13 protein-coding genes are annotated in these 14,757 nt (G+C 41.5%); 4 read left to right on the top strand and 9 right to left on the bottom strand.

Annotated features, from left to right (window positions below; all coding sequences use genetic code 11):
• Positions 1–27: 27 nt before the first annotated feature.
• Positions 28–612, bottom strand: coding sequence for a flavin reductase family protein (locus ABE613_RS07260; protein ID WP_235232070.1), 585 nt, complete (start codon positions 610–612; stop codon positions 28–30).
• 37 nt (positions 613–649) lie between these two features.
• On the bottom strand, positions 650–2,296 hold the full coding sequence (locus tag ABE613_RS07255) for a putative manganese-dependent inorganic diphosphatase (RefSeq protein ID WP_235232069.1): 1,647 nt from the start codon (positions 2,294–2,296) through the stop codon (positions 650–652).
• Positions 2,297–2,487: 191 nt separating this feature from the next.
• Between ABE613_RS07255 and ABE613_RS07250 the strand changes: the two genes are divergently transcribed.
• Positions 2,488–3,189 carry a S1 RNA-binding domain-containing protein gene (locus ABE613_RS07250; protein ID WP_235232068.1) on the top strand — a complete coding sequence of 234 codons (702 nt, stop codon included), beginning with the start codon at positions 2,488–2,490 and terminating at the stop codon, positions 3,187–3,189.
• A gap of 43 nt (positions 3,190–3,232) precedes the next feature.
• Here ABE613_RS07250 and ABE613_RS07245 read toward each other — a convergent pair whose 3' ends face one another.
• The 7 genes from ABE613_RS07245 to ABE613_RS07215 form a co-directional block, all read right to left on the bottom strand.
• Entirely contained in the window at positions 3,233–3,700 is a 468-nt protein-coding gene (locus ABE613_RS07245) for an HAD family hydrolase (protein ID WP_235232067.1), read from the bottom strand.
• A 1-nt stretch (position 3,701) separates the two neighbouring features.
• Positions 3,702–4,121, bottom strand: coding sequence for a C-GCAxxG-C-C family protein (locus tag ABE613_RS07240; RefSeq protein ID WP_235232066.1), 420 nt, complete (start codon positions 4,119–4,121; stop codon positions 3,702–3,704).
• Between the two features lie 42 nt (positions 4,122–4,163).
• The gene (locus tag ABE613_RS07235; RefSeq protein ID WP_347376042.1) at positions 4,164–6,086 is read right to left on the bottom strand and encodes an NAD(+) synthase; all 1,923 of its coding nucleotides are present in this window, start codon (positions 6,084–6,086) and stop codon (positions 4,164–4,166) included.
• Positions 6,087–6,104: 18 nt separating this feature from the next.
• On the bottom strand, positions 6,105–6,980 hold the full coding sequence (hslO, locus tag ABE613_RS07230; protein ID WP_235232064.1) for an Hsp33 family molecular chaperone HslO: 876 nt from the start codon (positions 6,978–6,980) through the stop codon (positions 6,105–6,107).
• A gap of 30 nt (positions 6,981–7,010) precedes the next feature.
• Positions 7,011–7,769 (bottom strand): class I SAM-dependent DNA methyltransferase, encoded by a 759-nt coding sequence (locus ABE613_RS07225; protein ID WP_235232063.1) that lies wholly within the window; start codon positions 7,767–7,769, stop codon positions 7,011–7,013.
• Between the two features lie 159 nt (positions 7,770–7,928).
• Positions 7,929–9,971, bottom strand: a complete 2,043-nt coding sequence (locus tag ABE613_RS07220; protein ID WP_347376041.1) for a hypothetical protein — start codon at positions 9,969–9,971, stop codon at positions 7,929–7,931.
• A 22-nt stretch (positions 9,972–9,993) separates the two neighbouring features.
• Positions 9,994–12,066 carry an efflux RND transporter permease subunit gene (locus tag ABE613_RS07215; protein WP_347376040.1) on the bottom strand — a complete coding sequence of 691 codons (2,073 nt, stop codon included), beginning with the start codon at positions 12,064–12,066 and terminating at the stop codon, positions 9,994–9,996.
• Positions 12,067–12,235: 169 nt separating this feature from the next.
• On the opposite strand from ABE613_RS07215, the gene ABE613_RS07210 reads away from it, so the two are divergent.
• From ABE613_RS07210 to cbiQ, 3 genes are all read left to right on the top strand, one after another.
• Positions 12,236–12,835 carry a TetR/AcrR family transcriptional regulator gene (locus ABE613_RS07210; protein ID WP_235232060.1) on the top strand — a complete coding sequence of 200 codons (600 nt, stop codon included), beginning with the start codon at positions 12,236–12,238 and terminating at the stop codon, positions 12,833–12,835.
• A 108-nt stretch (positions 12,836–12,943) separates the two neighbouring features.
• Positions 12,944–13,936 (top strand): energy-coupling factor ABC transporter permease, encoded by a 993-nt coding sequence (locus ABE613_RS07205; protein ID WP_510182348.1) that lies wholly within the window; start codon positions 12,944–12,946, stop codon positions 13,934–13,936.
• Entirely contained in the window at positions 13,933–14,742 is an 810-nt protein-coding gene (gene cbiQ / locus ABE613_RS07200) for a cobalt ECF transporter T component CbiQ (protein ID WP_347376038.1), read from the top strand. The genes ABE613_RS07205 and cbiQ overlap by 4 nt, the downstream gene beginning before the upstream one ends.
• The last annotated feature ends 15 nt before the right edge of the window (positions 14,743–14,757 follow it).

The raw sequence follows: 14,757 nt of genomic DNA, 5'->3' as shown, positions 1-14,757 counted from the left end.
GTATCTCTATCGTCCCGTTCCTGTATTTTATTTCTTTTTCTTCATTTCTTTTTTCCTGACACTCCATCCAAATGTTCCCAAAGATGCTCCCAGACTCAAGTATTCTCCATGTGAATATGTCAGAAGTCCTGTAGAATTCAATTCAAACTTTCCATTTTTCTTCATATATTTTTCATCCACCTGGACAGCCTTCACTTCTGCCAGAAACATATGATGTGATCCCAGTTCCTTTACTTCCGTTACTTTACACTCAATATTGACCGGGCTTTCCTGAATGATCGGAGCATACTCCAGCTTTTCTGCCTTCCCTTTTGTGAGCTTCATTTCTTTCCATTTGTCCACATCTCTTCCTGATCTCACCCCACACCAGTCTGTAGCATAGGCCAGTTTCTCCGTAGTCAGATTCACTACAAACTCTCCGGTTTCTTTGATCATGTGGTATGAATAGCGTTCCGGCCTTACGGATATATATAACATCGCAGGATCTGAGCAGATGGTTCCTGTCCATGCAACCGTCAGGATATTAGAATTTCCTTCACGGTCTGCCGCACTTACCATGACTGCCGGAAGGGGATATAACATATTGCCAGGTCTCCATATCTGTCTTCCCATATCTCATCCCTCACTGTTTTTAGTTTTGAGTTCTGTTTTATTGCTGCAAAGCACCTACCAACGTTGGAATCAACTGCTTCTTTCTGGATACCACTCCTTTTAATATAATCTTGTCTGTACCCTCTTTTAAATCAAATGCATCAATAATATACTCTTTGGCATTGTTGCCACAGCAGATTAATTCCGTAGATTCATCCAGAATATCCGTCAGCATAAAATAAATCATCTGCAGATTCTGTTCTTCTAACACCTTCGGCAGATGTGGCTCTATAATTTCCCGGATTTCTGCCAATTCTTCTTTATTCATAGAATTGATCTGACCCACTCCAAACACTGTATCATTTACCGTAAACTGTTTGAAATCCTGGAAACAGATCTCATCCGCAGTTTTACCCTGAAGATTACTTCCTGCTTTGAACATTTCTCCAGCCATCTGTTCCATATCAATGCCTGCAATCTTGGAAAGCTTCTTCGCCGCCTTTTCATCGATTTTCGTACAAGTTGGTGAACGGAACAGCAATGTATCGGAAATAATTGCTGCACACAATAATCCAGCGATTGTTGGCGTAATCTTCACACCAGATTCTTCATACATCTGACATACAATTGTTGCCGTACATCCTACTGGCTGATTACGGAAAAATACAGGCCCCATCGTCTCGATACTTCCCAGTCTGTGATGGTCTATGATCTCAACGATCTCAGCTTCTTCAATTCCATCGACTGCCTGAGATTTTTCGTTATGATCTACCAGAATAACCTTCTTTTTGCTGACATCCATAAAACGACGTCTGGATATCAGACCTTTAAAACGTCCATGACGATCAAGGATTGGGAAATCACGGAATTTCTTTTTTGTCATGACTTCCTTAATATCTTCTACATAATCATTCATCTGGAACGTAACCAGTGGCGTCTTTGTCATAAAATGCTTAACTGGAATACTTTGATTGATCAGACGTGCTGCCGTAAATGTATCATGCGGAGTGCTAATAATCACAATACTCTGTTCTTCTGCACGTTGAATCAATTCTTCTGATACTTCTGCTCCCTGGCAGACTACCAGACAGCTTGCGTCAATGTCCATCGCACAACTCTGAGATTCATAACGGTTTCCCAGAATAACCAGATCATCTTTTTCAATAAATTCTTCCATCAGATCTGGATTGGATGCTGCAATCGTTACTTTCCCTTTGGTAAAATATCCATGTTCATTTCCGGTAATTAACGTTCCATCTAAAGTCTTTACAATATTACGATACTGTGTTTTTGCTGAAGACAAAATTCGATTATCATAGACTTCCATATAAGAAGTTGCAATATCTCCGGTAGAAATCACACCCACCAATTCCTCGTCCTTCAGAATCGGAAGTGTCTTGACATTCTGTTCCTTCATCTTTGCCCAGGTATCTTTAATGGATACATTTGGTTCCACACCTTCCATCTTATGAATATCCATATCCTTTACCTGCAATTTCACGTTGGACAACAAATCTGGTGGATCCACTTTGAATTTCTTTAGAACATAATGCGTCTCTTCATTTATCTGTCCGGCTCTTCTGGCTACATATTCATTTCCAGTCAGCTGTTTTTTCAGGTGTGCATATGCAATTGCAGAACAGATAGAATCAGTATCTGGATTCTTATGTCCTACTACATATACCTTTCCTGCTTTCTTTCCCATATATTCACATCCTTAGTTTTTATTCATTTTATTTTGCTTCCCATAGTAAGAGTGCCATTTTTTCTTACTTTCGTCAACCATAAATTCTTGGTTCTTCTGTTTTTTTCTTTGAACATCTCCCTTGTTTTATGCTATACTGAACATATCATGTGAGAACGTAGAGTCTCGATATATAGAAAGGGAATTTTACAATGAGCGAAGAATTATTACGAGAAACAACAACAGAACCTGTTGCTGATGCTGCAGCAGAGACCATGGCAGATCTGGAAGATCACTTTGATGATGCAAACCCTTGGAATCTTGTAGAATCTTACATGGAAAAAGGCACGGTGCTTCCTGTGAAAATCGAAGGAATCGTCAATGGCGGTGCTATTGCGATGGTAGAAGGACTTCGTGGATTCATCCCTGCTTCAAGATTATCCTTATCTTATATTGAAGATCTGGAAAGCTACCTGTTAAAAGATATCGAAGTGAAAGTCATTGATGTTGACCAGGCTAACAACCGTCTGGTACTGTCTGCACGTGAGATATTGAAAGAAAAAGAGAAAAAGGCTATGGAAGAAAAGATTGCTAATGTAAAAGTTGGCAGTGTTGTTACCGGCAAAGTAGAAAGTCTTCAAAACTATGGAGCATTTGTTCGTCTGGAAGACGGACTGTCCGGACTGGTTCACGTTTCACAGATTAGCCAGAAACGTGTAAAATCACCAAAAGATGTATTGAATGAAGGCGATGAAGTGACCGTTAAAATCATCGGTGTGAAAGACGGTAAGATCAGTTTGAGCATGAAAGCTTTAGAAGAAGTTCAGGAGGAACCAGAAGAAAAAGTTGTCATTCCAAAGTCTGAAAACATTGGAACCAGCCTGGGAGATCTCTTCAAGAACATCAAATTATAATTCCAAAAAGAGGACAGGAGAATTCTCTCTGTCCTCTTTTTCTCTATCCCCGTAAGGTTGCGATCAAACGTTTGGGATATTCGAACAATTCCAAGGCATCTAAAATAGAAGTAACACAGATATCTGCTTCCAGAATCAGCTTTCCGTACATTCCTTCCCGGTCTGTCACCGCAATGGACAGGCCACTAACAGCACACATCTGACAGTCATTTCGCCCATTCCCAATTGCAATGCAATGTTCCGCGCCCAATTCTGTGACAATACGAAGCTTTTCTTTCATCGCATCATCCCCGGGAAATGTCATAATTGTAACTGGAATATCCTCACACATCTGACTGGCAGTTCCATGGGTGTCTGCTGTCAGAATGTATATCTTAAAGAATTCTGCCAGACATCTGATCTTCTCTTTTACATCTTCTGGAATTTTTCCATCCGTTGCAATCGTTCCATTATAATCCAGAACCAGATAATCCAGTGTTAATACTTTATATCCTGGAATTTCAATTCTCATACTACTTCTGCTTCTCCCTAAAATATTCATCCACCAATGCCGCCGCATCTTCAACACATTGTGTACAGCATACCAATGGCTGAGGGCCCTCCATATTTTTCAAATCTCTGCAGTAAATCGAACGATTCTTTTCACGGAACTTTTCTGCTGCTTCGCGGAACTTCGCGTAAGTATCCATCTTGGTCGCCAATGGTTTTTCCATATCCCCGGCACTGTTCGCAAGGCTGATAATCAAGAACATTCCTGTCACTGCACCGCAAGTATCTTTCAGACCTCCCATACCCAGACCAAATCCTTCCGTCATTCTGAACATATCTTCTTTCTTAACGCCCAGTTCTTCGCAATATGCGCAGGCAACTGCCTGACAGCAATTATAGCCTTTTTTGAAATTCTGTACTGCAATTTCTTTCTTCGCTTCCATTTTTTCTTCTCCCTTTACCTCAGAATCCAAATCATAGTTTCCCTATTTTTCAGGCTTCATCTGTTCCAGATCACGTAGCCAGCTTGCCACACAGGCATCACTTGGCATCCTCCAGTCTCCTCGTGGAGATAACGCTACCGTTCCAACTTTTGGTCCATCCGGCAGACATGAGCGCTTAAACTGTTGCGTAAAGAATCTGCGGCAGAAAGTTTCCAACCACTTGTATATCGTTACATCATCATACTCTCCTCCAAAAGCATATCTGGCAATTCGATAAATCTTACTTGGCTCATACCCAAACCGAAGCAGATAATATAAGAAGAAATCATGCAATTCATATGGTCCCACCAGATCTTCCGTCTTCTGCGCAATCTTACCATCTTTTGGAGGAAGAAGTTCTGGACTTACTGGTGTATCCAACACATCATAGAGAACAGCCTTAAGGTCTTCATCTTCACAAGTATCTGCATAATAATGTACCAGATGTCTTACCAATGTCTTCGGGACCGATGCATTAACACCATACATGGACATATGATCCCCATTGTAAGTCGCCCATCCAAGAGCAAGTTCAGACATATCACCAGTTCCGATAACAATTCCTCCGGTTTGGTTAGCCACATCCATCAATACCTGCGTACGTTCTCTGGCCTGAGAATTTTCATAAGTGACACTATGATCTTCTGGATCATGTCCGATATCTTTAAAATGTTGTTTTACTGCTTCCCCAATTGGAATCTCCCTTAAAGTTGCACCTAACTTCTGTGACATCTTACATGCGTTCTGATATGTTCTGTCTGTAGTTCCAAAACATGGCATAGTCACAGCTACGATTCCTTTCCGATCCATCCCCAACGCATCAAATGCCTTGGCTGTAACCAGCAATGCCAGCGTAGAATCCAGGCCACCAGAGATTCCAACTACTGCACTCTTCGCCCATGCATGAGACAACCTTTTTTTCAATCCCATTACCTGAATTGTCAATATCTCTTCACAGCGTCTTGCGCGTTCACTTTGCACACTTGGTACAAACGGGCGTGAGGGAAATGTTCTGGTCAGCTTTGTCTCAGTGGATTTCAATTCAAACGGAATACGCATCATCTTCCGTTCTCCTGTCGTCTGAAACGTTGTATTTTTTCTTCGCTCACTCAACAAACGCTTCATATCCAACTCTGTATAAATTGCCCCATTATGGAAACGTTTACTGGAAGCCAGTATCGTTCCATTCTCAGCAATGATATTATGACCACCAAATACAAGGTCCGTTGTAGATTCCCCTTCTCCTGCATTTGCATAAATATATCCGCAGATCAGACGGGCAGACTGTCCCTCAATCAGACTTCTGCGATAAGAGTCTTTTCCAATCGTTTCATCACTGGCAGAACAGTTAACGATCAATGTCGCCCCTTCTCTTGCAGCTTCAATACTTGGAGGAATCGGCGACCAGACATCTTCGCAGATCTCTGCCGATACAATTAACGATTCCATCGAAGATGCTGTAAACAACAACTGAGGACCAAACGGAATCATTTCCCCATCAAACAGAATCTCTCTTGCTTTTTTCGGTCCTGGGCAAAACTGACGCATCTCATAGAATTCTCCATAATTCGGAAGAAATGTCTTAGTTGTCAAGCCCAGAATCTTTCCTTGATTTAAAGCTGCTGCCACATTATATAATTCCCCGTCTATTGCCAGTGGTACTCCAACAAATATCAAAGCATCTTTACCTACAGTATGCTGTGCAATCATATGAAGTGCCTGCCGCGCATCTTCTAACAAAACATCCTGCATAAACAGATCACTGCAAGTATATCCGGTAATACATAACTCTGGAAATACGATAATCTTAGCATCTTCCCGAACCGTCTCATCTATCAGATTACAGATATGTTCTGTATTGTATGCTACATCTGCGACCTTAATATCTGGAGTTGCCGCCGCCACTTTTACAAATCCGTGTCTCATCTTCTTCTCCCCACCTCTTTATTTACTTCGTTTTATAATATTCTTTAATTCATCTACCGTATATCGATACGCTGTATTGCAGAAATGACACTTCACTTCAATGTCCTCTCCGTCATCAATCATCTCCTGAATCTCTTTGCGCCCGATACTGACCACAGCCTGTTCCACTCTTTCTTTCGAACAATTACAGTAGAATTGAGTTGGCACTGTATCTGTAATCTCCAATCCAAGATTGCCAAGCAACGTTTCCAACAATTGCTCCGGTGTATATCCCTGATCCAGAAGTGCTGTCACCGACGTCACATTCTTTAAGTTCTCTTCCAACTGACTGATTGTCTTTTCTTCTGCAAATGGCATAAGCTGAATAATAAATCCACCGGCACAACGAACGGTATTATTCTTCTCCATCAAAACTCCTAAGCCTACTGAAGACGGAACCTGTTCAGAATTAGCGAAATAATAAGTCAAGTCTTCTGCAATCTCGCTGGACACCAGAATCGTCTGTCCAGAATATGGTTCTTTGAGTCCCATATCCTTAATAACTTGCAATAATCCAATGCCAACAGCTCCGCCAACATCCAGTTTACCATTTTTAGGTGGCAATACTACATCCGGATTCCCCACATACCCTTTAACATTGGCATGACTATCTGCTGTAACTGTAATTCCCTGAATCGGTCCATCCCCACGAATCTGTAAGGTCAACATATCCGTATCATTTTTCATCATGCTTCCCATCATAGCTCCTGCTGTCAGGAGACGTCCCAGCGCTGCTGTTGCTACCGGGCTGGTATTATGGTGTTGTCTTGCAATCTCCACCACCTGTGTTGTTGTCGCAGCAAACGCCCGGATCTGATTATCTGCCGCAGTTGCTCTTACAATATAATCTTTCATTTTCTATCTGCCTTTCTTATTTCAATCTTCTTATTTTCCACATTCCTGTGCTACCACACAGATACGCTCACTTGTATACAATGGAGCATCCTTCGTGTATGCATCATACGCTGTCACATAACGAAGTCCTGCTTTTTCAATCAAATTCCTTATTCTCTCCAAAGTATATGCCCTCTGATAATGAACCTCCTGGTACTTGCGATACAACTCGGGATCTTCCTGACTCTGTACAAACAACGTCAGTTCATATTCATTGATCTTCTGCTCTTCATCATAATAATTATCCCAGATAAAGCTACATTCTTCCCGTTCTTCCGCAATCACCTGCTCTCCGAGAATCTCCTGATACTTATATTCTGTATTAAAATCAAAGATAAATACACCTTGAGGATCCAGATAGTTATTCACCAGACGGAAGACCTCCGTCAACTCCTCCTCATCCGTCACATAATTCACCGAATCACAGACACTGACCACAGCTCTCACCGTACCATACAATTCAAACTCCTGCATATTCTGCAACAAGTACAGAATATCATGTCCACTCTCTATTCGCTTCTCCATCGCAAGCTCCAGCATATCCTCCGAATTATCCACGCCAATCATATCATACCCCTTCGACGCCAGAAGTTCCGTCATACTGCCTGTTCCACAGCCCAACTCCAATACCAGTCCATCTGCAATACCATATTCCCGCAATAATTTCCACAAATAATCAGCCCATTCCTCATATGGGACATTATCCATGAACGTATCATAAACCACCGCAAAACTTGTATAAGCCTCCATGATATTCCATCCTTTCCGTAATATGACTGGACTTATTATAGCATGGGAGCTTCATTTTAACAATTGGGGACGTAGACTTTTGAAAAAAGTCTACGTCCCCAATTAAAAAATGTGGTGTACCCATTCGTCATTTGTGGTGTACCCATTCGCGTTATTTTGTTAATCTATTCCTTCTGTCTCAATGATGAATTTTGTACTTCCATTGACACCATCCTTGATTCCTGCGAAGGATTTGTAATTTCGACTTAATGTCTTCATAGCATCAATTCGTGATGTTACATTCTGGATATCTCCGTTGAATAGTTCTGTTAATTTATCGATGGCGGATTCTTTATATTCCGCCATACCATCTGAAAGCTGCTGATTTCCGTCTGCCAGTGCACTTGCGCCATCTGCGACCTGCCCGGCGCCGTCTGCAAGCTGGCCAACGCCGGACGTCAGTTGGGAACCGCCAGCTTTCAGAGACTGTGTTCCTGTAGATAACAGGCTGCTTCTTTCATTGAGTTTTGCTGCTCCTTGTTGTAATGCAATTGCTCCTTCATACAGGTCTGAAGTTCCTTGCACTAATGATGCGCTTCCGTCATTGAGCTGGCTTAAACCTTTCTGTAAATCTACAGTTCCGGCATACAATTGATTTACTCCGGCTGCTAATGCTGGAGCTCCTGTAACTATTGGTTGTATATTATCTTTAATTGTAGATTTCACAGTAGCTGCGGTCTGATTCATTGTATTCGTAAATTGTAATTTTAATAATTCTTCATACTGTCCACTCAGATTTGAAATATAATCAGTCTTTGTTGTCCCAAGATTAGTAAATGTATCCTCTGGTATATTCTCAACCGATTTTACTGCCATTTGGTATGCCATACCACTGATTGACTGTTCTTGCGCCGAACTAAGTGTAAGACTGGTATTCTCACTTAATGTGTTATTTAATGCAGTAATCCCATCACTGATTGACTGTGCGGCTGTAACAACACCTACTCCTGTTTCTGTTCCGCCTCCAGTGTATCCGGCTACCAGCTGGTCTGCCCCGGCTTTTGCAGAAGCGATGCCTGCCTGTACTGTCTGTACACCAGATTTTAAAGTTGCTGTTCCATTTGCCACAGAAGTACTTCCACTTGCGAGCTGGCTTACTCCGCCTACATACGCATTCACTCCATCTGCCAGAGTATTCATTCCACTTGCCAATTCACCACTCTTATCATTCAGCGTATTCACACCGTCAGATAAGGTCTTAGATCCATCGGCCAGTTCTTTCGCCCCATCGGCTGCAGATTTCGAACCTTCTACCAACTGATTGGTTGCATCCTCTAACTGCTCGATGGAGCCTTCCAGATCATCAAAACTGTCGATGTTATCCAGATCTATTTCATTCAAAAGCTCTGCAGAGGCAAGTGTAATGGTCGGTTCCACTGATGCATCTTCTACATCGGCCGTAATCGTTACACTGTCTGGAATATCTACATCCAGATCCTGAAGATTCAGATTCTCTTCCAGTCCCGGGAATGCCACCCCGACAATAATATCTTTGTCAGCGTCTGAAATAATCTTACCATTATCAATCGTCACATTTTTATAACCATCCGTTGGAAGCATCATCGCTGTGACCATGGTAAACGGTGTATACATTTCCACATTTTCTTCACCTACATCTACCGTTTCTTTGGATTTATTCTCATATTCAAAATGAATCTCTAACTTCCCGTCTTTCCCTTCCAGTTCCTCTGGGGAAATGCTTTCCCCATCCAACTTATAGGATACTTTTACATCCACCGGTAGTTCTTTGTCTACCGTTCCCTGATAATAAATGTCATTTCCCTCAGATTGCCATTGCAAAGAGCCATCCGTTCCTTCATGGAAGCTCTCTTCTCCTTTAATATTTTTGATGTCATTCAATTCTGTCGAATCTTCAAATGTTCCTTTTTCTGGATTCTTCAGCCATTCCGTGACTGTTGTCTTCATTGGATGACCAGAAGCGTCAGCCTTCACATAAACGGATTCTTCTTTATAAAATTCTCCATCATCACCCGTATCACTGTCTCCCAGTACTTGTTCTGCCGTTTCCTGCAATACTTCTGTATCTTCTTCGGCCCGAACCTCAGATGCATGATTATAATATCCACAAGTTCCTGCAAGTCCTGCTGCTATAACCACCGCCATAGAGCCTGCCATTACTTTTTTTGCTTTCTTATTCTTCATGAAGATTACCTCCTAACCAGATCTACGCCTTTTTCGGCAAAAAGTCTTTACTTGTCTTAACAATTACCTTATCAAATACCATAAACATAGATGGCAGAACAAATACAACCACGATCATACTGATCAATGCTCCCCTTGCCATCAGAACACACAGAGAACTGATCATATCAATATTGGAATAAAATCCTACCCCTATCGTTGCTGCAAAGAAACTGAATGCGCTTACCATGATGGAACGAGCCGAAGCTCGATGTGCGGTCGTAATTGCATCATATTTTCCTGCTCCATGATTTCGTTCTCGTTTATACCTTGTTGTCATCAAGATTGCATAGTCCACCGTCGAACCCAGCTGAATCGTTCCGATAACGATAGAGGCTACGAACGGCAGCGTCGTTCCGGTATAGAACGGAATTCCCATATTTACAAAGATTGCAAACTCAATAACTCCAACCAGTATCATCGGCAGCGAAATGGATTTGAAAAGCAATAATATGATGATAAATATAATTCCAATCGACACTGCACTGACCGTCTTAAAATCTTTATCCGTAATTTCAATCAGATCATTGGTCAGCGGTCCTTCACCGATTAACATTGCACCTTTATCATACTTATCCAGGATCTGATTAATCTCTGTAATTTGTCCGTTGATCTCATCCGAAGCCACTTTATACTGTGAATTTACCAACAATAATTGATACTTGTCATTCTTCAGCATACTGGTTACAGAATCTGGCAGCATATCAGTAGGAATACCAGGCCCGACCAGTTTATCCAGGCCAAGTGCCCACTTCACTCCATCTACCTTATCGATTTCCTTCATCATCTTATTCACATCTGAGGACGAGACAGAACTGTCGACCAGGATCATGTGAGTCGTATTCATATCGTAGTCTTCTTTTAATTTCTCATTTGCAATAACACTTGGCAGATTTTTCGGGAGAGATGCATCCAGGTTATAGTAAACGCTTGTATGGCTATTTCCGTAAATTGCCGGGAATAAAAGCACCAGGAAAAGTGCTACATATACAAGATAATGTCTGGTAACCCGTTCCGATATCTTTCCAATATCTGGCAATAGCGGTTTATGCTTCGTCTTCTCGATCAATTTGTCACAACAAAGAATCATAGACGGAAGAACTGTAATACAAGCTATGACTCCAAAGACAACGCCTTTTACCATAACAATACCGATGTCCAGGCCAAGTGTGAACGTCATGAAGCAAAGCGCAATAAATCCCGCGATTGTAGTGACAGAACTTCCGATTACAGAGGAAAACGTCTGCGAAATCGCATGTGCCATCGCACGTTCTTTATCACCATTATAACGAATCTGCTGTTCTTCATAACTATGCATCAGGAAAATGGAATAGTCCATCGTTACTCCTAATTGCAGCACTGCGGCCAGTGCTTTCGTAATATAAGAGATTTCCCCTAAGAAATAGTTACTCCCGAGATTATATAGGATTGCCATTCCGATACTCAACAGAAACAGTACCGGCACAAAGAAGGAATCCATTGTAATTCCAAGAACAAGTAATGCAAGAGCCACTGCGATTAATACATAAAGCGGCGTTTCCTTCTCAGCGAGATTCTTCGTATCAGTTACAATTGCAGACATTCCACTTAAAAAGCACTGCTTTCCGGCAATGGAGCGAATCTTTTCTATAGCCTCCATTGTTCCATCCGAAGATGTCCCTTCATCAAAAAAGATTGCCATCATCGTTCCTGTATCTGAATTAAATACCTCGTAGATATTATCCGGCAGCATGCTCTCTGGTATAGATATATCTGCGATGGAATCGTACCACAGGACATTTGCCACATGGTCTACCTTTTCAATCTTTGCTTTTAATGCTGCCACATCTTTATCTTCCATGCCATCTACAATAAACATGGAAAATGCTCCTACCCCAAAATCATCCGTCAAAATATCCTGACCCTGCATAGTCTCAATATCATCCGGCAGATAAGTAAGAACATCATAATTGACTCTGGTATTGACATACCCCAGTACAGATGGAATCAACAATAAGATACTTATGATCAGTATCGGCACTCTGTACTTCACTACTTTTTTTCCAAAGTTAACCATACTCATTTGCTCCTTTTCATTTTCTGACTATCAGTCATTTATTACAATATGCACTATACATCAAAAATGACTATTAGTCAATATATTTTTGACTTTTGGTCATTTTTTGTATGAACCTCTTGCCAACAGCCAAAAACTCTGTTTATAATAAAGAACAAGGAGAAAAATTATGGGAAAAGTTGACGAAAATAAACGTAAGAAAAAAGATGCACTTTTTAATACTGCATATGAATTATTTACTACAAAAGGCTTCAATACTACTGCCATTTCTGACATCGTAGAAAAAGCAGGCGTTGCAAAGGGTACATTCTATCTGTATTTTAAAGACAAATACGACATCAAGAATAAACTCATTGCCCACAAGACACATGAACTATTCCATGCCGCCAACCTCGCACTGGCTGCATCCAATGTTCAAGGACTGGAAGAACAGTTGATTTTTATCATTAATCATGTCATTGATGCCTTAAAAGATAACAAATCTCTTTTAAACTTCATTTCTAAGAATCTTGTCATGGGAGCACTGAAATCTGCACTGCTGACCGGTGAAGACTCAGACACAGAATTATATGAAGCCTTTCTCAAAATGGTCGAGCAGGATGCATACTCCTATGAAGATATAGATGTCATGCTGTTTACGATTATTGAACTTGCCGGTTCTACTGCCTATAATTCTGTGATATACGAAGAACCACTTTCCATCGAGCAATATAAACCATTTTTATATCGTACCGTCAAGCTTATCATCGAGAGTCATCGCATGAAATAATCTGTTTTTCACCCCCATGGGGGCTTGTTTTCCTTCATTCTGCTAACGTAATATAGTATTAACATCAAAGATTATTCTGAGGAATGAAGGGAGAGATGCTCTATGCATATGGCTGATGCTTTAGTCTCACCGGCAGTGGCAGGAACCATGTATGCCTGTTCTGCAGCGGTAGCAGCTTATTCTGTAAAAAAGGTACGATTAGAAAGTGATCCAAAGAAGATTCCCGTTATGGGCGTAATGGGTGCATTCGTATTTGCGACCCAGATGATTAATTTCACCATTCCGGGCACTGGTTCCAGTGGGCACCTATGCGGAGGTATGCTACTATCAGCGTTACTTGGACCATACGCTGGATTCCTCACCATGATTGGAGTGTTGCTCATCCAATGTCTGTTATTTGCAGACGGCGGTCTTCTGGCACTCGGATGTAATGTCTGGAACATGGCATTTTACGGATGTTTCATTGGTGCCCTTCTTATCTGGAAGCCAATCATAAAAAAAGGATTTACCAAAGGCAAGATTATTGCTTCCTCCATCTTAGGTTGTGTTCTTACCCTACAGCTTGGAGCATTCAGTGTGACACTGGAAACTCTCGCTTCTGGCATAACGGAGCTTCCATTTACTACATTTGCAGCAACCATGCAGCCGATTCACCTTGCTATCGGTTTTGTGGAAGGACTTATTACTGCAGCCATTCTGGTATTTGTACACGATGCACGTCCTGAGATGCTGTATCATGGAGCGGAATCGGCAGTCTCCAAAGGTCGTTTTTCATTTAAAAAGACGGTAACTATTCTTGCCGTTCTGGCAATCGTAATCGGAGGAGGATTATCTCTGGCAGCATCCTCTGATCCGGATGGTCTGGAGTGGTCCATCGAAAAGATTACCGGTTCTACGGAAATAGAATCTGAAGGCGATATCTATGAAAAAGCCGATTCCATACAGGAAGCCACTGCATTGCTTCCAGATTATGCTTTCAAAGATTCTGATTCTTCTTTTGGAACAACATTTTCAGGAATCGTAGGCGGCATAGTCGTTATAGTTGTCTGTGTCGGAGCATGTTATATATTTAAATTTTTCAGGAAGAAACGAGTATCATGAGCAAAATTGGTAACGCAATCTATGAGATCCATCATATGGACATACTTTCATCAAGAGACCAGTGGGTGAACCATCTTCACCCACTGGTTAAATTTGTTCTGACTGTTCTTTACATTACAACTGTGGTTTCATTTTCAAAATATGACGTCATTGGACTCGCCGGAATGTTCGTCTATCCTCTGGCTACATTTCTACTGGCTGATTTGTCTTTCAAGGACAGCCTGAAGCGCCTCCGGGTCGTTCTGCCTCTCATATGCCTGATTGGAATCCTGAATCCATTTTTTGACAAAATACCTGTATACATCGGCACATTTCGTATCAATGCCGGAGTATTATCTATGCTTACACTCATGATGAAGGGAGTCTTCAGTGTCCTGGCATCCTACCTGTTGATTGCAACGACTTCTATCGAACAGCTATGTTACGCATTTCGCTTGATTCATATTCCACAGATTCTGGTCACGCAAATTCTGCTCACATACCGCTACATTTCCCTTTTATTAGAAGAAGTGAACCGCATCACACAGGCATATTCCTTAAGAGCGCCAAAGCAAAAAGGGGTTCACTTTAAAGTCTGGGGATCTCTTACCGGTCAATTGTTACTTCGGAGCATGGATCGTGCCAGTAACATATATGAAAGTATGACTCTCAGGGGATATACCGGAGACTTTCATTATATAAATGAAAAAGTGTGCTGGAAACCTCAGGACTTTGTATACTTTTTCCTGTGGCTGAGCATCATTCTACTCTTTCGAAGATTTCCAATGCTTGTCATAATCGGACAGGCGATAGGTCATCTATTCTAATTATGGATTCTGATT

The organism is Dorea chungnamensis, assembly GCF_039832125.1.
Taxonomy (GTDB): Bacteria; Bacillota; Clostridia; order Lachnospirales; family Lachnospiraceae; genus JAFBIX01.
The sequence above is the reverse complement of the archived record's forward strand: the minus strand, read 5'-3'. Positions and strand labels throughout refer to the sequence as shown.